This window comes from Sulfitobacter sp. CW3 (assembly GCF_019392245.1).
Taxonomy (GTDB): Bacteria; Pseudomonadota; Alphaproteobacteria; order Rhodobacterales; family Rhodobacteraceae; genus Sulfitobacter.
The window spans coordinates 213,343-237,537 of sequence record NZ_JAHXRL010000004.1; the positions used below are offsets into that span (position 1 = coordinate 213,343).

The window sequence follows — 24,195 nt, forward strand, 5'->3', positions numbered from 1 at the left end:
TGCTGGCGCTTTCTTCGCGCTATGCGCGGTGCATGACAGAATATGTAATTCAGCGACTTGGTCACCTGGGCGACGGCATTGCCGCTGGCCCGTTTTTTGCCCCCATGACTTTGCCGGGGGAAGTTGTCACAGGGACGCCTGTTGGCCAAACCCTGACGGACATCCGCATCGTCAAGCCGTCGGAGAACCGCGTTGCGGCCCCGTGTCGCCATTTCAAGGCCTGCGGCGGTTGCCAATTGCAGCACGCGTCGGATGAATATGTCGCCGATTTCAAAATGGGTGTGGTTAAGGCATCGCTGGATGCCCACGGCATCGAGACTGTTTTCAAGCCGATCCAAACCTCGCCGCCGCAATCGCGCCGCCGGGCGACCTTTGCCGCCAAACGCACCAAAAAGGGCGCGATGGCCGGGTTCCACGGGCGTGGGTCAGATGTGGTGATTGAAATACCGGACTGCAAATTGCTGGATCCTGCGGTCTTGGCGGCGATACCGATCGCTGAACAACTGGCCATCATGGGCACCAGCCGCAAGGCACCGCTGGCGGTGACCGTGACAACGTCGCGTGCGGGGTTGGACATCTCGGTTCAGAACGGCAAAGCGCTGGATGGGCCCTTGCGTCAGGAGCTTGCGCATCTGTGCGATAGTCTGGGCCTTGCCCGTCTGACGTGGGATGGTGACGTGATTGCTATGCGCACACCGCCTATCCAACGCTTTGGTGTTGCCAAGGTAACGCCGCCACCGGGCGCGTTTTTGCAGGCCACACCGCAGGGCGAAGCATCGTTGGTGACTGCCGTGCGTGAGGCCGTAGGGTCTGCGCGTCACGTTATTGATCTGTTCGCGGGCTGCGGCACGTTTAGTCTGCCCCTGGCCGAAAACGCCGAAGTCCACGCCGTCGAAGGTGATGTGCTGATGACTGCGGCGCTGGATCACGGCTGGCGGATGGCGAAGGGGCTAAAGCCCGTGACGTTCGAGGCGCGCGATCTGTTCCGCCGTCCACTGCTGCCGGATGAGCTGGCAAAAACCGATGCGGTCGTTTTGGACCCGCCCCGCGCCGGGGCCGAGGCACAAGTGGCCGAGATCGTCACAGCGATGCCCCCTGTCGTGGCCTATGTGTCGTGCAATCCCGTGACCTTTGCGCGGGATGCCGCAGTTTTGATTGCTGCGGGATATGCATTGAATTGGGTTCAGGTTGTTGACCAATTCCGCTGGTCTTCCCATGTGGAGCTTGCGGCGCAGTTCACTGCCCCCGAGGTCAAACGCAAACGGAAATAGGGCAGCATATTCATGCGCGAACGTTTAGGTGATTGGGTCGAAAGCCCAATGGTCAGCAATTTCATTATTGGTGTGATCATTTTTAATGCCGCACTGCTGGGCATGGAAACCGCGCCTGCGCTGATGGAGGCGTTTGGCCCGGCGATCTTGTTTCTTGATACCGTCTGTCTTGCGATCTTTATTGTCGAAATTGCGATCAAGATTATTGCGCGGGGCACGGGGTTTTTCAGAAACGGCTGGAATTTATTCGACTTTGCGGTCGTGGGAATCGCGCTTGTTCCGGCTGTGCAGGGGCTGTCGGTCCTGCGCGCGCTGCGTATTTTGCGTATCTTGCGGGTGATTTCGGTCGCACCGCGTTTGCGCCGCGTCGTCGAAGGGTTCATCACCGCATTGCCGGGCATGGGATCGGTGTTTTTGCTGATGACGATCATTTTCTACATCGGCTCTGTCATCGCGACCAAGCTGTTTGCAGGCGCGTTCCCTGAATGGTTTGGATCGCTTCCGGCAAGCGCCTATTCGCTGTTCCAGATCATGACATTGGAAAGCTGGTCCATGGGGATCGTGCGCCCGGTGATGGAGGTCTACCCCTATGCGTGGATGTTCTTCGTGCCGTTCATTTTGGTGACCACCTTTGCGGTGGTGAACCTTTTGGTGGGTTTGATCGTGAATTCGATGCAAGACGCCCATCAGGCCGACGAGGTACAGCGCACCGATGTCTACCGCGAGGAAGTCATGCGCAAGTTAGTGCTGATTGAGAAGCAGTTGGCGGAAAAACAGCAACAGTAACGGCTTTTTGACGTCCAAAATTTTTGCTACATGCTAGGCGAAGCTGATAAAGGTCGAAAAGGCCATGGCGAAACGAGGCATGAGAATGAAACGCAGAAATCTGATTCTGGGCGGCACCGCGTTGGTGGCCCTTGGTGCGTGTGGCGGCGAGAGTAAATTCAAACGGTATAACGGCCCGCAGGTCACCTATGTGATCGCGAACAAGGCGGATCGCCGTATGTATCTGATGCACAAAGACAAAGTGCTGAAATCCTATGACTTCAAGCTGGGGTTCGCCCCGGTTGGCCACAAAAGGTTCGAAGGCGACGGCAAAACGCCCGAGGGGTTGTATCTGATTGACCGTCGCAACCCGAACAGCAAATTCCATCTGTCGTTGGGCATTTCATATCCGAACCAAGCGGACCGTGCGATGGCAGCCTTGCTGGATAAAAAGCCCGGCGGCGATATCTTTATTCACGGGCAGAAAAAGCCCGGTGACAAGAACCGCAACGATTGGACGTGGGGCTGTCTTTCGGTCTCTAACAAAGATATCGAGGATATTTACGCGATGGTGGGTGATGGCACACCGATCGCGTTAAATCCCTGATATTCGGTTGGAAATGTGGTGGCGAATAACCGTTGTCGGTTATTTGCCCAAGACCATCGTCCACCAGATTTTGCCACTGCTTTCCTGATGCCAGGAGAAACCCATGTTCTGGGCATCGGATGCCATAATGATCCGGCGCGTGTCAGGTTGTTCCATCCACGCGGCAAGGGTCTCAAGCTCGGTCTCATAGGTTTCCGAGATCACCTCGCCGACCAATGCGCCGGTGTATCCCACGCGCTGGATACGATCGACGGGGGATGACCCGTCAGAGCCAAAGTGCCAAGGACGGTTCTGGTTGGCCATATCACGCGAATGGGTTGCGGCAGCAGCGTTCAAGGCTGCATCCAGTTGAACCTCGGCCAGACCGGATGCGCCGCGCAATGCATTTACGGAATCAAGCATGCGGAATTGCAGTTTTCCAGAATCGCTCCGGCTGATGCGGTATAGTTTTGGTAATGCTTTGCCGTCGGTCCCCATTGTCGTCGGGGCGGGCGCACAGGCGGCTAGGGCCACGGACAGGGCAATCAGAACGGAAAATAAACGGATCATGGCGCAGCTCCACGCATTTGAGTGTCTTGATGCCTTAACCCGACCTGCGTTGCAGATCAAACGCACATCGGCGTGAGTGCGCCAGTTGACGTTGGTTTGATTTGATACTGCGACTTTCGGGTCATATATGTGTAACAATAAATGGCTTTTACCAATCCCAGGAGACATTCAATGTCTGACCAAAAGTTTAATCTCTCGTCGCGGCGTGCATTTTTGGCAGGTAGCGCTGCAATGCTGGCGAGCCCTGCGTTTGCTCAAAGCAATGTGAACGGTGCTGAAACCACAGAAACCGAGCGGGACATAACAGAGACTGTGCGGCGTAATATTTCCAGCTTTCGCACGTTGGACTGGCGGCCATATTTCAGCGACACCAACAAGGGCGCTGTACTGGTTGATATCGACAGCCGTGCCGTGCATTTTTGGTCTGAAGACCAGACGGTTTACAAACTGTACCCGTCGAGCGTTCCACTTACGGCTGAGTTGACGCGCCGTGGCCGGACAAGTGTTATTCAAAAGGTGACAGGCCCAACATGGCGGCCAACACCCTCAATGCTCGAGCGCAACCCTGAGTGGCCAGCCGTTATTGGGCCGGGTCCGGACAACCCTTTGGGCACGCATGCGCTTTATCTAAGCTGGACGTATTACCGTATCCACGGCACCCATGACACACGCAAGATTGGCCGCCGGTCGTCGAATGGTTGCATCGGCTTGTACAACGAACATATCGCCGAGCTTTTCGAACTGACTAATGTTGGCACACAAGTGTTGCTAATTTGACGATATTTGCGTGTTTGTGAGGGCAAAACACTGAATCCGGGTTTGCAATCGTAAGCAGATGCTGTTTAGAAAGTTTTACGAGGTAAGTCTTGGGCGCGTGCTATCACACTGTGAGGTACGCCTTTTCTGGAGGTTATGATATGAAGAAACTCGTTCTCGCCGCTGCGTTGACAGCTGCTGCATCGAATGCATTTGCTGGCTCGCTGGCAGATCCAATCATCGAAGCACCCGTAATCGTTGAAGAGTCCACCTCTTCTTCTTCCGGTGTTTTGATTCCTTTGGCGCTGCTGGTTCTCGTAGCCGCCGCTGTTGCTGACTAATTTAGTCACGTGACTAATTAAAAGGCGGTGTTTTGCACCGCCTTTTTTTTGTCTTTTTTTCTGAGAAAGATCACACGCTACCCGGTCCCCGTATTCAGGCGGACAGCGCGTAATGATCCGGCAAATTTTGCCTAGTCGATCCAACCCTGCAGGTTTTCCTCGATCACGTTAGACAGCGCTTTGATGTGCAGCTCGTCGTCGTTAAGGCATGGAATATAACGGAATTCCTCGCCACCTGCGTGCTCAAAGCTTTCTTTGATCTCTTCGTTGATCTCTTCCAGCGTTTCGATGCAATCCGCTGAAAAAGCGGGGGCGCAAACGGCGATCTTTTTGTTGCCAGCCTCGGCCTGACGGGCGACCTCTTCGACAGTATAAGGTTGCAACCATTCCTCGGGGCCGAATTTCGACTGGAAGGTCGTCATGATCTGGGTGTCGTCCCAGCCCAGCCGTTCTTTCAGAAGGCGCGTCGTTTTCTGGCACTGGCAGTGATAGGGGTCGCCCTCCATCAGATAGCGCTGCGGCACGCCGTGGTATGAACACAGCAGTTTGTCCGGCTTGGTTTCCATTTTCGCATAGGCCTGCTCGATCGAGGTGGCCAGCGCTTCGATGTAATCGGGGCGATCGAAATAGGGTTGAACCGTGCGCGCGGCGGGTTGCCATTTTTCCTTGGCCAAAGCGGCAAAGAACGCATCATTTGCGGTGGCAGATGTGGCCCCGGCGTAATGCGGGTAAAGCGGGAAAAACAGGATCTTTTGGCAGCCTGCTTCGACCATCGCTTTGACCTTGGATTCGGTCGACGGGTTGCCATAGCGCATGCAGAAATCGACCATAACTGCGTCACCATACCGCGCCTGCATCGTCTCTTTGATCTTGGCTGTTTGCGCTTTGGTGATGGTCATCAACGGGCTTTCGCCGTCTTTTTCATTCCAGATCGATTTGTACGCGGCACCGCTGGTAAAGGGGCGTTTGGTCAAAATGACCAGTTGCAACAGCGGTTGCCACAGCCACGGGCTGTAATCGATGACGCGGCGATCTGACAGGAATTCCCCTAGATAACGGCGCATTGACCAGTAATCATAGTTATCTGGCGTGCCAAGATTGGCCAGCAGAATGCCCACTTTGGGTGTCGGTATCTTTGGATGATCCGGCTGGGCATGAACTGGGCAGGTCTTGGTCATTGGTGTATCCTTTTCGCGTGATGAACCGTCAGATAGACGGTTTGTCTGGCAGGTCAATCGTTCAGCGGCGTTTCATCAGTGGCAAGGGCATCGGCAAGCCGTTGCTGCGCGGAGCCGGGGCGCAGCGGTTTGGGCTGGCTGTCGGACGGGGCCCACCCGGCCAGAAAGATCATTTCAAAGGTTGCCGAAATGCGGCCCGTGTCGGTGGCAAAGTTGTCTTGGTATAGTTGGCCAGCAGCGTTGAAGACGGCGCGGCGCGTCGGCTTGCGCAGGCGTGACTGCATGGCGTTTGCTTCGCCCATTGCACGCAGGTCGCGCATCAGATGCCAGATGTCGCGATATTCGGTCTTAAGCGTCACGGAATCAGCGACGGGCAAGGCAAGGCCCGCGCGTTGCAGCAGCCCACCGATATCTCGTAGTTCGGCCATGGGTGCCACGCGGGGGGACAGACCGCCGGTAATTTGCGCTTCGGCCTGTGCCAGACAGGCGCGCAGTTCGTTCAGGGTTTGCCCGCCGAAACTGACCGATAGAAACAACCCGTCAGGTTCAAGCGCGCGGCGCGACTGGATGATCTGGCCGACGGGGTCATTCGCCCAGTGCAAACCCAGCCCATGCACGACCAGATCATGCGCCGTTTGGTCCAGCGGCAGTGTGTCTGTATCCTGCACGACGGGTGCATCCGGGTACAAATCCCCCCAGACCTGCGGAAATCCGGTGACAATTGCCGGTTTGTTAAACGTCCTGTTAACCAAGCTTAGCCGATCCTGAACCTCGTCCAGGGCGGCACGGTGCAGGAATAATCCATCATCGCTGGCACGGCTGCGGCTGCGGGATAGGGCGGAGATGTCGGTGAGGATGTTTTGTGCGTTCATGCAAGGAATAATAAGGTCATGCTGGCCCAGTTACAAACCGCTGTTGGTCTGATTTATCCGCCTGCCTGTCTGTGCTGCGGCGGGGCCGTCGATGCGCATGCTGGCCTGTGCGGGCCATGTTGGCGCGATACGGCCTTTGTTTGCGGTGTGATATGTGACAGCTGTGGTATCCCGTTGCCCGGCGGTAACGCGGGCGAGGTGGCGCATTGCGACAGTTGCCTTGCCCATCCGCCGCCTTGGGTACAGGGGCGTTCGGCGCTGTTATATGCGAATATGGGCCGTAAAATGGTTCTCGCGCTCAAGCATGGCGACCGGCAGGAAATCGCAAAACCTGCGGCGGTCTGGATGGCCCGCGCTTGGGGTGGCCAATTGCCCGCTGATACGTTGATTACGCCGGTGCCCCTGCATTGGCAGCGGCTGGTCAAACGGCGCTACAATCAATCGGGCTTGCTGGGGCGTGCGTTGGCCTTGGAAACAGGGTTGGGTTGGTGCCCCGATCTGTTGCAGCGGGTGCGCAGAACTGCGTCGTTAGGGGGTAAAACCCGTCATCAGAGGTTCGAGATTTTGGATAACGCGATTTGCGCCCATCCAAAGCGGCGACACATGATGCAGGGCCGATCTGTGCTGATTGTTGACGATGTCATGACGTCTGGTGCGACGTTATATGCGGCGGCACGGGCCTGTATTGACGCAGGCGCAGGTCCGATACGCGTCGTTACACTGGCAAGAGTGGCCAAAGACACCTAAGTCTGTGTTCAACTGATTTGCTGAAAAGGACACAGCTATGAAACCCGTTGAGATTTACACCTCGCCGCTTTGCGGATTTTGCCACGCGGCCAAGCGGTTGCTGAATGAAAAAGGTGTCAGCTTTGCCGAGGTGGACGTTCTGGCACACCCCGAACGGAAGGCCGAAATGATCAAACGCGCAAATGGTGGTCGTACGGTGCCGCAGATTTTCGTCGGCGACACACATGTTGGCGGATGTGACGAGCTGTACGCGCTGGAACGCGCGGGCAAGCTCGACGCGTTGTTGGCCGCCTGATGAAAGCCGCCCTGATCCAGTTGAATGTCACGGATGATCCGGCCCGCAATCTGGCGGGCACGGTCGAAATGGTGCGGGATGCGGCGGATCAGGGCGCGCGGTTTGTTCTGACGCCCGAGGTTACGAATTGTGTGTCGACCAGCCGAGACCATCAACGCGCAGTGCTGACCCATGAGGCGGATGATATAACCCTTGCCGCCCTGCGCGATGTGGCGCGGGACGCAGGCATCTGGTTGCTGATCGGGTCGCTGGGGCTCAAGACGGATGATGCCGACGGGCGGTTTGCCAATAGGTCGTTCATGATTGATCCTACGGGGCAGATCGTGGCCCGTTACGACAAAATCCATATGTTCGACGTCGATATTGATACCAGCGAAAGCTACCGCGAATCAGCCGGGTACCGTCCGGGGGATAGGGCGGTTGTGGCTGATACCGACTTTGGGCGCGTTGGGATGACCGTCTGCTATGATATGCGGTTTCCGATGTTGTATCAGGCGTTGGCGAATGCAGGCGCTGACATTCTGACGATGCCTGCCGCGTTTTCGCCGGTCACAGGTGCCGCGCATTGGCATACATTGTTGCGCGCGCGGGCGATTGAAACCGGCTGCTTTGTTCTAGCCCCTGCGCAAACGGGCGAACATCTAAGCGATACCAACAAATCGCGGTCCACCTATGGCCATTCACAGGCGGTTGCCCCCTGGGGCGAGGTGATCCTGGATGCGGGGGATGCGCCGGGGGTTTATCCCTTTGAGATGGACATGACCCGCCTTGCAGATGCGCGCCGGCGCGTACCAAGCCTTGCCAACCGGCGTGAATTTCAGGCACCTTAGTTAACGTATGAGTGAAAACCGGAATTCATTGGCGATTACATTGATCAGCGAGCTGTTGTCCGCCGATCAACGCATGCGCAACCGTCTGACGCGGGTGCTGCCCAAAGGCATGGAGATTTCGCATTTTTCCGTGCTGAATAACCTCGCGTGGCACGATGGTGAAAAAACACCTGCCCAACTGGCCGAGACGTTCAATGTCACACGCGGGGCTATGACCAACACGCTGAACAAACTGTTGTGGGCGGGGTATGTGCACATCCGGCCCGATTGGGATGATGCCCGTCGCAAGATGGTGGCGATCAGCCCCGCCGGACGGAATGCCCGTGATGATGCGATCCGTTCGATCACGCCGTTGATTAACGATGTGGCTGATGAACTGGGCGAGGATCAGGTGCGCGCCACCCTTGAAACGCTGCGCGCATTGCGCAGACATTCCGAGGATTAAGCGGGCTTTGTGCTGGCGGTGACGTAATTCACGCTAAGATCACGATCAGACAGACGCCAGGACCATGTGATGGGGTTAAACACAAACCCTTTGCGATCGACGGGGGTCAGCCCCGCATTGCGCAGCAGATCGAACAATTCATCGGGTGTAATGAATTTTGACCATTCATGCGTGCCCTTTGGCAACCAGCGCATCACATGTTCAGCCCCCACAATCGCCACCATAAAGGATTTTGGATTGCGGTTCAGCGTCGAACAAATCTGCAAGCCGCCGGGTTTCAACAACTGGCGACACGCGGTCAGGTAATCGATGGGCGATGCGACGTGTTCAACCACTTCCATGTTCAGCACCACATCGAACTGTTCGCCCGCTTCTGCCAGAGCCTCGGCTGTGGTGTGGCGGTAATCAATTGTCAGGCCGGATTGTTCTGCATGAACCTGCGCGACAGGAATGTTCCCTGCGGCCGCGTCAGCCCCGATCACATCCGCCCCCAATCGCGCCATCGGCTCAGAGAGCAACCCGCCACCGCAGCCGATATCCAGAATACGCAGCCCCTTGAATGGCAACGGCGTTTTTAGGTCGCGGTCAAATTCGCCTGCAATCTGTTTGGTGATATAATCCAACCGGCACGGGTTCAGCATGTGCAGCGGTTTGAATTTGCCATTCTCGTCCCACCATTCGGCGGCCATGGCCTGAAACTTTTCAATCTCGGCGGGGTCAACGGTGCTTAGTGGCGCTTGCATTCTGATCTCTCTGTGCTCTTTTAGGTCCAAAGACTATATAGGCCTGTAATGGACAAAACCCCGGACCAAAAGCGCGCAGTTCAATATCTTTATCCCCCCGTTGATCCGTTTGATCAGCGGATGATGGACGTTGGCGACGGTCATAGCGTGTATTTTGAGCAATGCGGAAACCCTGACGGGATACCTGTTGTGGTGCTGCATGGCGGCCCCGGTGGCGGATGCAGCCCGTCGATGCGGCGCTATTTTAACCCCGAGAAATACCGGGTGATTCTATTTGATCAGCGCGGTTGTGGGCGGTCCAAGCCATTTGCGTCGGTGATCAACAATACCACATGGGATCTGGTTGCAGATATTGAACGTATCCGCGTGGCGCTGGGCATCGACAAATGGATTGCCTTTGGCGGCAGCTGGGGCGCGACATTGGCGTTGATCTATGCGCAGGCCCATCCCGACCGCGTGCGTAATATGGTGCTGCGCGGCGTGTTCACCATGACGCAATCCGAACTTGATTGGTTCTATGGGGGCGGCGCCGGGAAATTCTGGCCGGATTTATGGGCGCGTTTTGTAGACCTGATTCCACTGGATGAACGCGATGATCTGATCGCGGCTTATCACCGGCGGCTGTTTAGCGGTGATAGACAGACCGAGATTAAATACGGCAAGGCATGGGCCGCATGGGAAAACGCGCTGGCGTCGATCCATTCGTCAGGCGGCAGCCACGAGGGACCGGGGGAATATTCGCGGACGTTTTCGCGGCTGGAAAACCACTATTTCACCAACGCCGGTTTTCTTGAGTTTGACGGGCAGATTCTTGCGCATATGCCACGTATCGCACATATTCCGGGGGTGATCGTTCAGGGGCGTTATGATTTGATTTGTCCGCCGACCAGCGCTTATCACCTTGCGCAGGCTTGGCCGAATGCCGAACTAAAGATGGTGCGGAATGCAGGTCATGCCTTGTCAGAGCCGGGGATCAGTGCCGAACTGGTGCGCACGATGGACAGGATTGCCGCCCTATGACCAAAACCCGTTCCTTGATGGATCGCCGTGCGCTGTTTGCCACGGGTGCCGCCGCAGCTTTGCTGGCGGCCACGGGTGTGTCTGCCGCTGCCTTGCCAAAACAGGGCGGGCGGTTGCGCATGGCGCTGTCGGGTGCATTGCGCAGCGATAGCTGGGCCAGTGGTGATGGTCTGTTCATGAAGGTCGCGCGCCAAGGGTTGATCTATGACACCCTGACCGAGGTTGCCGCCGACGGCACCTTGCGTGGGGAACTGGCCACCGATTGGCAGGGGTCGGATGATGGCCGGGTGTGGATGTTCGATCTGCGCCAGGATGTGTCATTTCATGATGGTCGCCCGATGACAGCGCGGGATGTTGCCGCGTCGTTGCATCTGAACGGGCGGGTCGAGGTTCTGAATGACCATCAGATATGTATCGCCCTTGATCAGCCTGCGATGGATTTACCCTTTACCTTGGCGGCGCCTGACCATGTCATCCGGCCACGTCATGCCGCCGATCTGGGGATCGGAACGGGCCTTTATCGTTTGAAACGGTTCGCACCGGGTCAGCAGCTTTTGGCGGAACGTGTGGCGGATCACTACAAGGGGAAAACCGCCGGGTGGTTCGACGCGGTCGAGCTGGTTTCGATTCCGTCCGACGCTGTGCGGGCGCAGGCGCTGGCGGAATATCTGGTCGATGCGGCGGATCTGGAGGATGCCGGTTTGGTTCACGGGTTTGATGACATCGCCCCGCTGCCGTTTTCACGTGGCATGACCCATGCTGTGTCTCGTAGCGTTGCGATGCCTGTCAGAACCGGTCAGCATCGCCCGCTAGACAACCTACGCGCGGCCGAACGCTGGTGGTTCGCCTAACGGGGCTTGCAGTTTCGAGGATCAAGGCGTATATCCCATCGTAACAGCGGCGCATCCGGGTCCACACCAGATGCTCCACCGATCTTGAACACGGGCCGCGCGCCCGTTTTTTTATGCCTGCTGAAAATTGCAGGATGATAAGAGAGACTATGAACAACGACCTGATTGCCAAAGCCGCCATTGACCGCCGCATGGCCGAGATCATCACACCGGTGATCGAGGATATGGGGTTTGAACTGGTACGCGTCCGCCTGATGTCGGGAAAACAGACCACGTTGCAGATTATGGCCGACCGCCCCGATGGCGGGATCGAAGTTGATGAACTGGCTTTGGTAAGTCAGGCTGTCAGCGCCGTGCTGGACGTAGAAGACCCGATTATCGAAGAATACACGCTGGAGGTTTCCAGCCCCGGTATCGACCGGCCCCTGACGCGTCTCAAGGATTTCGACATGTTCGAAGGCTATGAGGCCAAGATTGAGACCGGTGAACTGATTGATGGCCGCCGCCGCTTTAAGGGCGAGCTGGCCGGAATCGACGGGGACGAAGTATTGATTAACGTCGAAGAAGGCACAATTGGCCTGAAATTCGACTGGCTTACGGACGCGAAACTGGTCCTGACCGACGATCTGATCAAAGAAATGCTGCGCCAGCGCAAAGCGTCGGGCGCAATTGACGAAACCAAATTCGATGACATCGAGACCGAAGGGTCCACCGAGGGAGACGACTAAATGGCCATTACATCTGCCAACCAGCTTGAACTGCTGCAAACCGCCGAGGCTGTTGCCCGCGAAAAGATGATCGACCCCAATCTGGTGGTCGAAGCGATGGAAGAATCGCTCGCTCGGGCGGCGAAATCCCGCTACGGCGCTGAAATGGACATTCGCGTGGCGATTGACCGCAAGACAGGTCGCGCAACATTCACCCGCGTCCGCACCGTTGTGGCCGATGACGAGCTTGAGAACTATCAAGCCGAGTTCACTGTTGAGCAGGCCAAGCAATACATGGCCAACCCAGAAGTGGGTCAGGAATTCTCTGAGGAAGTTCCGCCAGTTGAAATGGGCCGTATTGCAGCACAATCCGCCAAGCAGGTGATCTTGCAAAAGGTCCGTGAAGCAGAACGTGACCGTCAGTACGAAGAATTCAAAGACCGCGCAGGCACGATCATCAACGGTTTGGTCAAGCGCGAGGAATACGGCAACGTTATCGTCGATGTGGGCGCTGGCGAAGCGATCCTGCGCCGCAACGAGAAAATCGGCCGCGAATCCTATCGCCCGAACGACCGTATCCGCGTTTACATCAAGGATGTGCGCCGCGAACAGCGTGGCCCGCAAATCTTCCTGAGCCGTACCGCGCCTGAATTCATGGCCGAACTGTTCAAGATGGAAGTGCCAGAAATCTATGATGGCATCATCGAGATCAAAGCCGTTGCCCGTGACCCCGGTTCGCGTGCCAAGATTGCTGTGATTTCCTATGACAACTCCATCGATCCTGTCGGCGCTTGCGTTGGTATGCGTGGTTCGCGCGTTCAGGCCGTCGTGAACGAATTGCAGGGCGAAAAGATCGATATTATTCCGTGGAACGAAGACCAGCCAACATTCCTGGTGAACGCGCTTCAGCCTGCCGAAGTGTCCAAAGTTGTTCTGGACGAAGAAGCCGGCAAAATCGAAGTTGTCGTGCCAGAAGAGCAGTTGAGCCTTGCGATTGGCCGTCGTGGTCAAAACGTGCGTCTGGCGTCGCAGCTGACCGGTCTGGACATCGACATCATGACAGAAGAGCAAGAAAGCGCGCGCCGTCAGGCCGAGTTTGAATTGCGTACCAAGCTGTTCATGGACAACCTTGATCTGGACGAATTCTTTGCTCAGTTGCTGGTTTCCGAAGGGTTCACCAACCTTGAAGAAGTCGCCTATGTCGAAGTTGACGAACTGCTGGTGATCGACGGTGTTGACGAAGCAACTGCTGGCGAATTGCAGGCCCGTGCCCGTGATGTGCTGGAAGCACAAAACAAAGCGGCGCTGGATGCAGCCCGTGCGTTGGGTGTTGATGATACGCTTATTGAATTCGAAGGCCTGACACCCCAAATGATTGAGGCGTTGGCAAAAGACGATGTGAAAACGCTGGAAGACTTTGCAACATGCGCAGATTGGGAGCTGGCCGGTGGCTGGACCACAGTTGATGGCGTGCGGACCAAAGATGACGGCACGTTGGAACCGTTTGACATGTCGCTGGAAGAAGCGCAGCACCTGATCATGACAGCCCGCGTTTTGCTGGGTTGGGTTGATCCGGCCGAGCTTGAGGTCGCCGAAGTCGAAGAAGACGACATTGACGGCGAAGAAGACGAGGAGGCCGAGGCCTGATCGTAGGCCTTGGGGAACGATATGGTGCGTGGTGGCGCTTCTAAAGATCGAGAAGACGGTCCTGAACGGAAATGCATCGCCACTGGCGAAGTGCAGCCCAAGAACGGACTGATCCGCTTCGTTGTTGGTCCTGACATGCAGGTTTTCCCGGATATTCTGGGGAAACTTCCCGGTCGGGGGATGTATGTGGCGGCTGACCGTGACGCCTTGTTGCTGGCTGTAAAAAAAGGGCTGTTTGCCCGGGCAGCTAAACAGGCTGTTAAGGTTGATGAAGGATTGGTAGACGAGGTTGAAAAGCAACTTGTCCGCCGTGTGGTTGATCTGATTTCGCTGCAACGCAAGGCCGGTAAGGCCGTCGCGGGATACGAAAAGGTCAAAGGTTGGCTGCAGATGGAAGAAGCCGAAGTTCTGATCCAAGCAGTGGATGGGTCCGGTCGCGGTAAGTCGAAATTAAGCACGCCGCACTTTGGCCATTACATTGGTTGGCTGACGGCAGACGAATTGGGTTTGGCATTCGGACGCCAAACTGTGATACATGGGGCGCTCGCCTCTGGTGGACTCACCTCTCGTGTTGTAGAGGAGGCCCAACGGCTAAGAGGCGTACGCATAAACGAGGGTGGCAACGGTCACCCGAAAGGATAGACGAGCTAGATGAGCGATAGTGACGGCAAAAAGACATTGGGCCTGCGTGGCGCGCCTGCGCGCCCGGGTAACGTAAAGCAAAGCTTTAGCCACGGGCGTACCAAAAACGTCGTGGTCGAGACCAAGCGCAAGCGCGTTGTGGTGCCTAAACCTGTGGGTGCCAAAACCGGCACGGGGTCAAACCCGTCTCTTGGGGATCCCAAGAAACGCCCAGCAGGTATCACAGATTCCGAAATGGAACGCCGCCTGAAGGCTGTTCAAGCCGCCAGGGCCCGCGAGACTGAGGAAGCGGAAGCGCGTGCGTCAGAAGAAAAAGCGCGCGCCGAAGACCGCGAGCGCCGTCGTGCCGAGATCGAAGCCAAAGAGGCCGAGGAACGCCAGCGCGAGGAAAGCCTGAAGGCGAAAGCCGAAGAAGACGCCCGCCGCAAGGAAGAGGCCGAAGCAGCAGCTGTTGCGGCCGCCGCACCGGCACCAGCGGCGCAACCTGCGTCTGCCAAACTGCCGAACACCAAAGGTGGCGCGCCAGCACCCGTTGCACGCAAGAAAGAAGGTGACCGCGAGGAAACCAACAAGCGTAACAAGGGCAATGACGATCGTCGCTCTGGCAAGCTGACAGTGAACCAAGCGTTGACTGGTGGCGAAGGTGGCCGTCAACGTTCTATGGCGCAGATGAAGCGCAAGCAGGAACGTCAGCGTCAAAAGGCGATGGGTGGCACTGTTGAGCGCGAAAAGGTCGTGCGCAACGTGAACCTGCCTCCGGCGATTGTGGTTTCCGAGCTGGCAAACCGTATGGCCGAACGTGTTGGTGCTGTAGTTAAGGCGCTGATGACCAACGGCATGATGGTAACGCAGAACGAAACGATTGATGCGGATACTGCAGAACTGATCATCGAAGAATTCGGCCACAAAGTGGTCCGTGTTTCTGATGCTGACGTTGAAGACGTGATCAAGGAAGAGATCGACGATCCGAAAGATCTGGTCACACGTCCTCCGGTCATCACGATCATGGGTCACGTTGACCACGGTAAGACATCGTTGCTGGATGCGATCCGCAAAGCCAAAGTTCAGTCCGGCGAAGCGGGCGGTATCACGCAGCACATCGGTGCCTATCAGGTGACAACCGACAATGGTCAGGCGCTTACCTTCCTCGATACGCCCGGCCACGCCGCGTTTACATCGATGCGGTCGCGCGGTGCGCAGGTAACTGACATTGTTGTGCTGGTTGTTGCGGCGGATGACGCTGTGATGCCCCAAACGATCGAGGCGATTAACCACGCCAAAGCGGCCAAAGTGCCGATGATCGTGGCGATCAACAAGATCGACAAATACGAAGCCAACCCAGACAAAGTGCGCACCGATCTGTTGCAGCACGAAGTCATCGTTGAAAAGATGTCCGGTGAAGTTCAGGACGTCGAGGTTTCGGCCACGACAGGTCAGGGCCTTGATGAGCTGCTTGAGGCGATTTCGCTGCAGGCCGAATTGCTGGAACTGAAAGCCAACCCAAATCGCGCTGCCGTTGGTGCCGTGATCGAGGCGCAGCTTGACGTTGGCCGCGGCCCTGTTGCGACTGTTCTGGTTCAGAATGGTACGTTGCGCCAAGGTGACATTTTTGTTGTCGGTGAACAGTACGGTAAGGTCCGTGCGCTGATCAACGACCAAGGCGAGCGCGTTAAAGAAGCGGGCCCATCTGTCCCGGTTGAGGTTCTTGGCCTTAACGGTACACCTGCTGCGGGCGACGTTTTGAACGTGACCGATACCGAAGCACAGGCACGCGAAATCGCTGAATATCGCGAGAAAGCCGCCAAAGACAAACGTGCTGCTGCGGGTGCCGCAACGACGCTGGAACAGCTGATGGCGAATGCCAAGGCTGATGCAGATGTGTCCGAGCTGCCATTGCTGATCAAAGCCGACGTTCAAGGTTCCGCCGAGGCGATCCTTCAGGCGATGGAAAAAATCGGCAACGAAGAAGTCCGCGTGCGGGTTCTGCATTCGGGTGTTGGTGCCATCACCGATACGGATGTTGGTCTGGCCGAAGCATCGAACGCGCCAATCATTGGTTTCAACGTACGTGCCAACGCATCGGCCCGCGCGACAGCCAACCAAAAAGGCGTCGAGATTCGGTATTACTCGGTCATCTACGACATGGTTGACGATGTAAAAGCTGCCGCAAGTGGTTTGCTCAGCAACGAAATCCGCGAACACTTTATCGGCTACGCGTCGATCAAAGAGGTGTTCAAGGTGACCGGTGTTGGCAAGGTCGCAGGTTGTTTGGTCACCGAAGGCAAGGCAAGCCGCGCCGCTGGTGTACGTTTGCTGCGCGACGACGTTGTGATCCACGAGGGCACGTTGAAAACGCTCAAGCGGTTCAAAGACGAAGTCTCCGAAGTACCGTCAGGTCAGGAATGTGGTATGGCGTTCGAGAACTACGAAGATATTCGCGCAGGCGATGTTATCGAAATCTTCACCCGTGAAGAAGTTGTTCGCACGCTCGACTAATCACAGTTGAGATCAAGATTTGAGAGAAGCCCGGCTGAATTGTCGGGCTTCTGTCGTTTCAAACCGTTGGTTTTCCTCATCAAAGCTAAGCCGTTGAATATCGAATGACGTTGGCGAAATATCTATCACGTTGAAATCATTCGGCTCTCCGCGCAGGCGGGTCGATAGGGTGGTGCCTGCATGGAGCTGCACAGCGCTGTGCGTGCCCGACGTCACCTTGAAGTTTTCCGCATGCCACGCGTGCAGGTGCCCCGACAAAATCATGTCGGCCCCGCCTGATAGCAATTGATCCAACGCCTGCATGGCCCCGCGCGCGGGTTTCTTTTTTGTGTCAACAGGATGCTCAAGCGGATGGTGCATCACGATAATACGGGCGTGGTGTTTGGGCGCGCGCTCCATCGCAGCGCAGGCATGTTTCAGCCGCCGCGCTGACAGGCGACCGGCCTGCCACGCGAAACGGTCGACGGAATTGATGCCAATGACGACCATATCATCGGTTTCGAATCGCGGCGTCAGATCTGCGTTGATCCAGCGTTTATAGCGCCGAAAGGGGCCCAGAAACCTGGTGATCGGTCGGTGCAATGGGATGTCATGATTACCCGGCACAGTTAAAACGGGCGCGGTGATCTTGTCGATGAACTGCTTCGCATCTTCAAACTGGTGATGGCGTGCGCGCTGCGTCAGATCGCCGGATATCACCACCAGATCAGCGTTCAGCCCATTAACGCTGGCCAACAAGGGGCCAAGAAGGTCGGGGCGATCCCGGCCAAAATGCAGGTCAGACAGGTGGATTATTCTGCTCATCTTACCGCCGTTTCCGATCCGGCAGGCACAATCAACGTCAGCGCCTCGCGTTGCATACGCAGCTTGAAGGGGCCCTTCATGCGCGACAATTCACCGTCACAGGCGACAGGCCGTGCGCGGCTGCGCAGGTCGAGATCAATATCGTTTCCGCAGTGCATTTCGTAATCGGTCTCTGGCTTTGCGATCCCCAAGGCCAATGATGCCGCGTGTTTGAACAATTTCCAACGGTTCGTATCCGGCGCGATCAGCAGCACCATACCCCCGTTTTCGATACATTCCTCGCCATTCAGGCCCATTTCCCTAAGCTGAAACGCGTTGGTGATCGCAAACACAAGGGACGTCCGATGTTTGAAGGATTTTCCATCAACCGTGATGGTCAGCTTTAGCGGCGACCGAAAGCGCGCCAATGCCTTGGCGACCGACCAATAAGCAGCAATTCTGCTGCGGCCCCATTTCTCATACACCCCCTCGCGGGTTTGCAAGATCGCGGGATAGGCACCGATGCTGGCATTGTTCAGGAAAACCCTATCGTTGATCATGCCAATGTCGGTGTCACGAGTAAGGCCGGCTGCGATCACATCTACGGCCTCGTCCACGGTTTCAGGGATATTCAACGACCGCGCGAAATAGTTGAACGTGCCCGAGGGAATGATCCCCATCTGGTTGGGCTGGCCACGCAAACCCGCCGCCACGCCGCAGATTGTACCATCGCCGCCAGCGGCAATAATCGCGGTATTGGGGTCGTTTTCGGCTGTGTCTTTGGCGATCTTTGCCAGATCGCTGTTCGGTTCAAATGCAACAAACTTGGCATTGATACCGTGATGCTTGAACCGATCTTCAATCGATTCTCTGCGGGCTTCGCCGTCTTGGCGGCCAGACCCACTGTTTAGGATAATCGTTACGTTGTCGGGTTTCATGATGAACCTGTTGATGTGCTTCGGCTTTAACGCGCAGCCACATCAAATAGTTCAAAGTTTAGTGAACCCGGTTCAGTTTTTGGCAGTGATCGGCTTGCCAGTGTAAACGTTGCTATCAACCTTTACCGACACTCGGCCATCAGGCATGTCGCAAACAAAAATACCTTGAACAGACACTGTCGACCCGATTGTGATTGTGCGTAGCATCCCATTTCCCCCCAGAAGTGTTAACTATTTCACTTATAAGTGGAATGATTAAGCTGTCTAGAAAAAAATTACGAATAGAAACAAAAGTTGAGCGAAAACATCAACATCCGGGCGCAGGACTCATAGCCAATCTCTGAGGATTGGAATCAGTGGTACGTCTGCCGCGGGCATAGGGTACTCTTTTAGAGCATTTGCCCGCACCCATTTTAACGTTTGCCCCTCGCGCGCTTGGGGCGTTCCATCCCACTTGCGGCAGGCGAAAAGGGGCATCAAGAGATGAAAATCGTCATAGGCGTGGCTGGCAAAGGTTAACGGCGCGAGACAGGATGCCCATGTGTCGATGCCCAGCTCTTCTTGCAGTTCACGGATCAGGGCAGCTTCGGGCGTTTCGCCCAGTTCGACCTTGCCGCCAGGGAATTCCCATAGGCCCGCCATAGATTTGCCGGCTGGGCGCTGTGCTAAAAGCACGCGCCCATCCACGTCGATTAGGGCGACAGCCGAAACCAGTACTGTCTTCACGAACGGTAATCCGCGTTAATGTCGATATAGCCATGCGTCAGATCACAGGTCCAAACCGTGGATTTGCCTTTGCCAAGACCCAAATCAACACCAATCACGATATTCTGGCCTTTCATATGGGCGGCGGCGGCCTCCTCTGAGTAGTTGGGGCTGCGCCAGCCGTCTTTGGCCACTTCGATATCGCCGAAACGGATCGACAAACGGTCACGGTCGGCAGCGGCACCTGATTTACCGATGGCCATAACAACGCGACCCCAGTTCGGATCCTGGCCCGCAATCGCCGTTTTGATCAGCGGAGAGTTTGCGATGGCCATGGCGTGGATTTTGGCGTCGTCGTCTGTTGCAGCGCCCGTGATCGCAATCTCGACGAACTTGGTCGCACCTTCGCCGTCCTGGACGACCTGATGCGCAAGATTCAGCATCAGATCATGCAGCGCCTCCGAGAATTCGGCGCTGTCGCTGGCATCGACGCCAGATGCCCCTGTCGCGGCAAAGATCAGACTGTCAGAGGTCGATGTATCGCTGTCGACAGTGATGCAGTTGAACGTGCTATCGGTGTGTTTGGACAGCATCTCCTGAAGCGCGGGTTGGCTGACGACCGCGTCGGTAAAGATATACACCAGCATCGTGGCCATATCGGGTGCGATCATACCGGAACCCTTGGCAATCCCTGCAATAGAGACTGTTTTAGACCCTATCGTGACCTTGGCACTGGCCCCTTTCGGGAAGGTGTCCGTGGTCATAATCGATTTGGCGGCTTCGGCAATGCCGTCTTTAGCAAGCTTGGCCTTGAGATCGGACAACACTGCCGTCACCCGATCATGGGGCAAGGGTTCACCGATGACGCCGGTGGAGGATGTGAAAACCCGCGATTGGGGGATGTCACAGACTTGCGCAACAGCCTTGGTGATCGCTTCGACCGCGGTGACCCCGCCTTTGCCGGTAAAGGCATTGGCGTTGCCCGAGTTCACCAAAATGGCAGCACCCGCATCAGAGGTGCCGCCGATTTTCGCCTGACAATCCAGAACAGGTGCCGCGCGTGTCGCGGACTTGGTAAACGTGCCGGCGATGGTCGACCCCGGTGCCAGCTCGGCTAGCATCACATCGGTGCGCCCCTGATACCGGACACCTGCGGCGATTGTTGCGAACCGAACCCCGTCAATGACGGGAAGGTCGGGAAATTGCGCAGGTGCGAGCGGGGAAACGGCAGTTACCTTGCCCATCTTGAGTTACTCCAGCAAGCCAAGGTTGATCAGAACTGCCGGATCGATCCCTTCGGAGGCGGAGCGATCAACATCGGCGGCGGCTGTGATCTCTTCGATCGATTGCTGCACGCGGATCTGACGGATTTGGGTTTCAAGCTCGGGTTTCACTGTTTCCAGCGCGGGCGCATCTTTCAGGCGTTTGTCTGTCAGCTTGATCACGTGCCAGCCGAACTGGGTTTGAACCGGTGCGGACAAGGCACCGACATCCAGTGCGACCACAGCGGTTTCAAATTCAGGGACCATCATGCCGGGGCCAAACCAACCCAAGCTGCCGCCATTGGGGCCTGACGGACCAGTTGATTTCTCTTTTGCGACCTCAGCAAAGTCGGCACCAGCTTCGACTTCGGCAATAATGGCGAGCGCCTCTTCCTCGGTTTCGACCAGAATATGCGCGGCATTGAATTCATCAGTTGGACCGGCAGACCCGTATGTTTCCTCATAGGCCGCTTTCAGGGCTTCTTCGGTCACTTCGGCGGCCATGTTCTTTTCGATCACTTCACCAGCAACCAGTTGGCGCTGTTCGTTCTCGATTGCCATGGTCACGCGGGCAGGCAGGCTGCCTTCAAAGCTTTGCGAAAGTGCGGTTTGTTGCACCAGCTGGTCAAGAATCCCCTTGAACAACACTTCGGGTGGGAGCTGCTGATACTGTTCGGGCAGGGTCGCGCGGGCAATAATCATGTGACCGACAGTGATTTCCGTGCCGTTGACAGTCGCGACAACAGTATCGGCTTTGACCTCGTCTTGGGCGGCGACGGGCAAGGCAAGCGAGGCGGCAACCACGAAGGGTGCCAGGAAAGTGAGGGTTTTCTGCATGTATCTGTCCTAGGTTTGGCCGCCACGGGGGGCTGCACATTGACACGGTATAGTACGGCCCTTACATCGCCCTATGGGCGCGGCTTTGGCGCTGGTTCAGCCATGTATCTAGGGGTTGTCCGGCGGCTCGGCAAGCAGATCGGCGCTATACATCATAACTTCGGCAGGAGATTACATGCTGGGCATCGGAACACTCGCCAAAAAAGTCTTTGGGACACCCAACGACCGCAAAATCAAGGCGACTCGCCCGCTGGTTGAACAAATCAACGCGCTGGAAGATCAATTTCTTGCTTTGACCGATGAAGGTCTTAAGGAAAAAACCCAAGAGCTGCGCAAGCGGGCGTTAGATGGCGAAAGCCTGGACGACCTGCTGCCCGAAGCCTTTGCCAACTGCCGCGAGGGCGCGCGCCGCACCTTGGGCTTGCGGGCGTTCGATACGCAGCTGATGTCGGCGATTTTTCTGCATCAGGGCAATATCTCTGAGCAGAAGACCGGCGAAGGTAAAACACTGACCGCGACGCTGGCCGCATATCTGAATGCGCTGACGGGCAAGGGCGTGCACATCGTTACCGTGAACGAATATTTGGTGCAGCGCGACGCTGACTGGATGGGCAAGGTGTTTGCATCGCTGGGTCTGACAACCGGTGCAGCCGTGTCGAACATGACCGAAGAAGACAAACGCGCCGCCTATAATTGCGATGTCACCTATGCGACGAATAACGAATTGGGTTTCGATTACCTGCGTGACAACATGAAATCTGAGCTAAGCCAGATTTTCCAACATCACCATAACTTTGCGATTGTGGATGAAGTCGACAGCATCTTGATCGACGAAGCGCGTACACCGTTGATTATTTCAGGTCCGTCGCAAGACCGGTCTGATATGTACAAGATCGTCGATGACGTTATCCCGCTGCTGCAAGAAGACCACTACGAGCTGGACGAAAAGACCCGCAACGTGACCTTTACCGACGAGGGTAACGAATTCCTTGAGGCGGAGCTGCATAAACGCGGCCTGCTTGAGGAAGGGTTGACCATGTATGACCCCGAAAGCACGTCGATTGTGCACCACGTGAACCAAGGTCTGCGGGCGCATAAGCTGTTCCAGCGGGACAAAGACTATATCGTGCGTGATGGCGAAATCATGCTGATCGACGAATTCACCGGCCGCATGATGTCTGGGCGCCGGTTGTCCGACGGCCTGCATCAGGCGATTGAAGCCAAGGAACATGTCGATATCAAGCCAGAGAACGTGACGCTGGCATCGGTGACATTCCAGAACTATTTCCGTTTGTATGACAAGCTGGCCGGTATGACCGGTACGGCCGAAACCGAGGCTGAAGAATTCTCGGAAATCTACGGCTTGGGTGTGGTTGTTGTTCCTACAAACGTCCCCGTGGCCCGTATCGACGAAGACGACCAAGTCTACCGTTCCGCGCTTGAGAAGTATCAGGCGATGATCGAAGAGGTGAAGGTTGCCCATGCCAAGGGTCAGCCTTGCTTGGTTGGTACGACATCTATCGAAAAATCCGAGATGCTAAGCCAGATGCTGACGCAAGCCGGCATTCCGCATAATGTTCTGAACGCGCGCCAGCACGAGCAAGAGGCGCAGATCGTTGCAGACGCGGGTAAACTGGGTGCCGTGACAATCGCGACCAATATGGCCGGTCGCGGGACCGACATTCAGTTGGGCGGCAACGTCGAATTGAAAGTACTAGAAGCGTTGGACGCTGATCCCGACGCTGATCCGGTTGCCGTTCGCACCAAGATCGAAGCAGAGCACGCGGATGAAAAGCAAAAAGTGATTGAGGCTGGCGGTCTTTATGTTCTAGCGTCCGAACGCCACGAAAGCCGCCGCATTGATAACCAATTGCGTGGCCGGTCCGGCCGTCAGGGTGACCCCGGTCGTTCGTCTTTCTATCTGTCGCTAGAAGATGACCTGATGCGTATTTTCGGGTCCGAGCGGCTTGAGAAAGTGCTGACAACCTTGGGCCTCAAAGAGGGCGAGGCGATTATTCACCCATGGGTCAACAAGTCGCTTGAGCGTGCACAGGCAAAGGTCGAAGGCCGCAACTTTGACATTCGCAAACAGCTGTTGAAGTTCGATGATGTGATGAACGAGCAGCGCAAAGTGGTGTTTGGCCAGCGCCGTGACATCATGGAAGCCGCTGACCTGTCCGAGATTACTTCGGACATGCGCGAGCAGGTTATCGACGATCTTATTGACCAGTTTATGCCCCCGAAAACCTATGCCGATCAATGGGATGCAAGCGGTTTTCAGCAAGCTGTTCTTGAACAGCTGAACATCGATGTGCCTGTTGCCGCATGGTGCGAGGAAGAAGGCGTGGATGACGAAGTGATCCGCGAACGTCTGACCGAGGCCTGCGATGAACAGATGGCGAAAAAGACCGAACAGTTCGGTGCCGAGAACATGCGCAACATTGAAAAGCAGGTTCTTTTGCAAGCGATCGACGCGAAATGGCGCGATCATTTGCTGACGCTGGAACATCTGCGGTCGGTTGTTGGCTTTCGTGGCTACGCGCAGCGCGATCCGCTGAACGAATACAAGAACGAATCCTTTCAGTTGTTTGAATCAATGCTCGACAGTCTTCGGACGGACGTTACGCAAAAACTGGGCCAGATACGGCCAATGACCGAGGACGAACAGCGCGAGATGGTTGCCCAGATGCAGGCAAACCAGGCACCCGCTGCCGAGGCCGCAGTTGAAAACGACGCAGCCATTGAGGGTTTTAAAGAGGATGACCCGACGACTTGGGGCGATCCATCGCGCAATGATCTATGCCCGTGTGGGTCGGGCAAAAAGTTCAAGCATTGCCATGGTCGTGTCGTCTGACATCTAACCAGAGCTTAGAATTAAACGCGCGTCTTGCTTTGCACGGCGCGCGTT

25 protein-coding genes are annotated in these 24,195 nt (G+C 56.3%); 16 read left to right on the top strand and 9 right to left on the bottom strand.

Going from position 1 to position 24,195, the window contains the following annotated elements; all coding sequences use genetic code 11:
- The first annotated feature begins 32 nt into the window (after window positions 1-32).
- From KZZ06_RS11115 to KZZ06_RS11125, 3 genes are all read left to right on the top strand, one after another.
- Window positions 33-1,271, top strand: a complete 1,239-nt coding sequence (locus tag KZZ06_RS11115; protein ID WP_219580105.1) for a class I SAM-dependent RNA methyltransferase — start codon at window positions 33-35, stop codon at window positions 1,269-1,271.
- Window positions 1,272-1,283: 12 nt separating this feature from the next.
- Window positions 1,284-2,057, top strand: coding sequence for an ion transporter (locus KZZ06_RS11120; RefSeq protein WP_219580106.1), 774 nt, complete (start codon window positions 1,284-1,286; stop codon window positions 2,055-2,057).
- An 85-nt stretch (window positions 2,058-2,142) separates the two neighbouring features.
- Window positions 2,143-2,643: a murein L,D-transpeptidase family protein gene (locus tag KZZ06_RS11125; RefSeq protein ID WP_219580107.1), complete on the top strand. Its 501-nt coding sequence runs from the start codon at window positions 2,143-2,145 to the stop codon at window positions 2,641-2,643.
- Between the two features lie 39 nt (window positions 2,644-2,682).
- Here the strand turns inward: KZZ06_RS11125 and KZZ06_RS11130 are convergent, their stop codons facing one another.
- A complete protein-coding gene (locus KZZ06_RS11130; RefSeq protein ID WP_219580108.1) occupies window positions 2,683-3,192 on the bottom strand; it encodes a CAP domain-containing protein in 510 nt (169 codons plus the stop codon).
- Window positions 3,193-3,363: 171 nt separating this feature from the next.
- Between KZZ06_RS11130 and KZZ06_RS11135 the strand changes: the two genes are divergently transcribed.
- A complete protein-coding gene (locus KZZ06_RS11135) occupies window positions 3,364-3,969 on the top strand; it encodes a L,D-transpeptidase (protein WP_219580109.1) in 606 nt (201 codons plus the stop codon).
- Between the two features lie 140 nt (window positions 3,970-4,109).
- On the top strand, window positions 4,110-4,289 hold the full coding sequence (locus KZZ06_RS11140) for a hypothetical protein (RefSeq protein WP_219580110.1): 180 nt from the start codon (window positions 4,110-4,112) through the stop codon (window positions 4,287-4,289).
- Window positions 4,290-4,420: 131 nt separating this feature from the next.
- Here the strand turns inward: KZZ06_RS11140 and hemH are convergent, their stop codons facing one another.
- Together hemH and KZZ06_RS11150 are read right to left on the bottom strand one after the other, a co-directional pair.
- The gene (hemH, locus tag KZZ06_RS11145) at window positions 4,421-5,467 is read right to left on the bottom strand and encodes a ferrochelatase (protein WP_219580111.1); all 1,047 of its coding nucleotides are present in this window, start codon (window positions 5,465-5,467) and stop codon (window positions 4,421-4,423) included.
- Window positions 5,468-5,520: 53 nt separating this feature from the next.
- Window positions 5,521-6,339, bottom strand: coding sequence for an SAM-dependent methyltransferase (locus KZZ06_RS11150; protein ID WP_219580112.1), 819 nt, complete (start codon window positions 6,337-6,339; stop codon window positions 5,521-5,523).
- Between the two features lie 18 nt (window positions 6,340-6,357).
- Between KZZ06_RS11150 and KZZ06_RS11155 the strand changes: the two genes are divergently transcribed.
- From KZZ06_RS11155 to KZZ06_RS11170, 4 genes are read left to right on the top strand one after another with little or no spacing between them, the layout of a single operon-like run.
- A complete protein-coding gene (locus tag KZZ06_RS11155) occupies window positions 6,358-7,086 on the top strand; it encodes a ComF family protein (RefSeq protein WP_219580113.1) in 729 nt (242 codons plus the stop codon).
- A 37-nt stretch (window positions 7,087-7,123) separates the two neighbouring features.
- Window positions 7,124-7,381, top strand: a complete 258-nt coding sequence (gene grxC / locus KZZ06_RS11160) for a glutaredoxin 3 (protein WP_219580114.1) — start codon at window positions 7,124-7,126, stop codon at window positions 7,379-7,381.
- On the top strand, window positions 7,381-8,211 hold the full coding sequence (locus tag KZZ06_RS11165) for a carbon-nitrogen hydrolase family protein (protein ID WP_219580115.1): 831 nt from the start codon (window positions 7,381-7,383) through the stop codon (window positions 8,209-8,211). The genes grxC and KZZ06_RS11165 overlap by 1 nt, the downstream gene beginning before the upstream one ends.
- 7 nt (window positions 8,212-8,218) lie before the next feature.
- Window positions 8,219-8,656 (top strand): MarR family winged helix-turn-helix transcriptional regulator, encoded by a 438-nt coding sequence (locus KZZ06_RS11170; RefSeq protein ID WP_093916315.1) that lies wholly within the window; start codon window positions 8,219-8,221, stop codon window positions 8,654-8,656.
- Here the strand turns inward: KZZ06_RS11170 and ubiG are convergent.
- Complete coding sequence (gene ubiG, locus KZZ06_RS11175) at window positions 8,653-9,399, bottom strand: bifunctional 2-polyprenyl-6-hydroxyphenol methylase/3-demethylubiquinol 3-O-methyltransferase UbiG (RefSeq protein ID WP_219580116.1); 747 nt, start codon at window positions 9,397-9,399, stop codon at window positions 8,653-8,655. The two genes, KZZ06_RS11170 and ubiG, sit on opposite strands and share 4 nt — an antisense overlap.
- Before the next feature lie 48 nt (window positions 9,400-9,447).
- Here ubiG and pip point away from each other — a divergent pair, with 48 nt between their 5' ends.
- From pip to infB, 6 genes are all read left to right on the top strand, one after another.
- Complete coding sequence (gene pip / locus KZZ06_RS11180) at window positions 9,448-10,419, top strand: prolyl aminopeptidase (protein WP_219580117.1); 972 nt, start codon at window positions 9,448-9,450, stop codon at window positions 10,417-10,419.
- Window positions 10,416-11,270: an ABC transporter substrate-binding protein gene (locus KZZ06_RS11185; protein ID WP_219580118.1), complete on the top strand. Its 855-nt coding sequence runs from the start codon at window positions 10,416-10,418 to the stop codon at window positions 11,268-11,270. The genes pip and KZZ06_RS11185 overlap by 4 nt, the downstream gene beginning before the upstream one ends.
- A 149-nt stretch (window positions 11,271-11,419) precedes the next feature.
- Complete coding sequence (gene rimP / locus KZZ06_RS11190) at window positions 11,420-11,998, top strand: ribosome maturation factor RimP (RefSeq protein ID WP_219580119.1); 579 nt, start codon at window positions 11,420-11,422, stop codon at window positions 11,996-11,998.
- The gene (gene nusA, locus KZZ06_RS11195) at window positions 11,999-13,624 is read left to right on the top strand and encodes a transcription termination factor NusA (protein WP_219580120.1); all 1,626 of its coding nucleotides are present in this window, start codon (window positions 11,999-12,001) and stop codon (window positions 13,622-13,624) included.
- Between the two features lie 21 nt (window positions 13,625-13,645).
- A complete protein-coding gene (locus KZZ06_RS11200) occupies window positions 13,646-14,266 on the top strand; it encodes an RNA-binding protein (protein ID WP_219580121.1) in 621 nt (206 codons plus the stop codon).
- A gap of 9 nt (window positions 14,267-14,275) precedes the next feature.
- Entirely contained in the window at window positions 14,276-16,762 is a 2,487-nt protein-coding gene (gene infB, locus KZZ06_RS11205; RefSeq protein WP_219580122.1) for a translation initiation factor IF-2, read from the top strand.
- A gap of 12 nt (window positions 16,763-16,774) precedes the next feature.
- On the opposite strand, the gene KZZ06_RS11210 is transcribed toward infB, so the two are convergent.
- From KZZ06_RS11210 to KZZ06_RS11230, 5 genes are all read right to left on the bottom strand, one after another.
- Entirely contained in the window at window positions 16,775-17,566 is a 792-nt protein-coding gene (locus tag KZZ06_RS11210; protein ID WP_219580123.1) for a metallophosphoesterase, read from the bottom strand.
- A complete protein-coding gene (locus KZZ06_RS11215) occupies window positions 17,563-18,483 on the bottom strand; it encodes a diacylglycerol kinase family protein (RefSeq protein WP_219580124.1) in 921 nt (306 codons plus the stop codon). Before KZZ06_RS11215 ends, KZZ06_RS11210 begins: the two co-directional genes overlap by 4 nt.
- 327 nt (window positions 18,484-18,810) lie before the next feature.
- Window positions 18,811-19,209, bottom strand: a complete 399-nt coding sequence (gene mutT / locus KZZ06_RS11220) for an 8-oxo-dGTP diphosphatase MutT (protein WP_219580125.1) — start codon at window positions 19,207-19,209, stop codon at window positions 18,811-18,813.
- The gene (gene argJ, locus KZZ06_RS11225) at window positions 19,206-20,432 is read right to left on the bottom strand and encodes a bifunctional glutamate N-acetyltransferase/amino-acid acetyltransferase ArgJ (RefSeq protein WP_219580126.1); all 1,227 of its coding nucleotides are present in this window, start codon (window positions 20,430-20,432) and stop codon (window positions 19,206-19,208) included. Before argJ ends, mutT begins: the two co-directional genes overlap by 4 nt.
- A gap of 6 nt (window positions 20,433-20,438) precedes the next feature.
- Complete coding sequence (locus KZZ06_RS11230) at window positions 20,439-21,287, bottom strand: peptidylprolyl isomerase (RefSeq protein WP_219580127.1); 849 nt, start codon at window positions 21,285-21,287, stop codon at window positions 20,439-20,441.
- Between the two features lie 175 nt (window positions 21,288-21,462).
- On the opposite strand from KZZ06_RS11230, the gene secA reads away from it, so the two are divergent.
- Window positions 21,463-24,141, top strand: a complete 2,679-nt coding sequence (gene secA / locus KZZ06_RS11235; protein WP_219580128.1) for a preprotein translocase subunit SecA — start codon at window positions 21,463-21,465, stop codon at window positions 24,139-24,141.
- Window positions 24,142-24,195 lie beyond the last annotated feature (54 nt).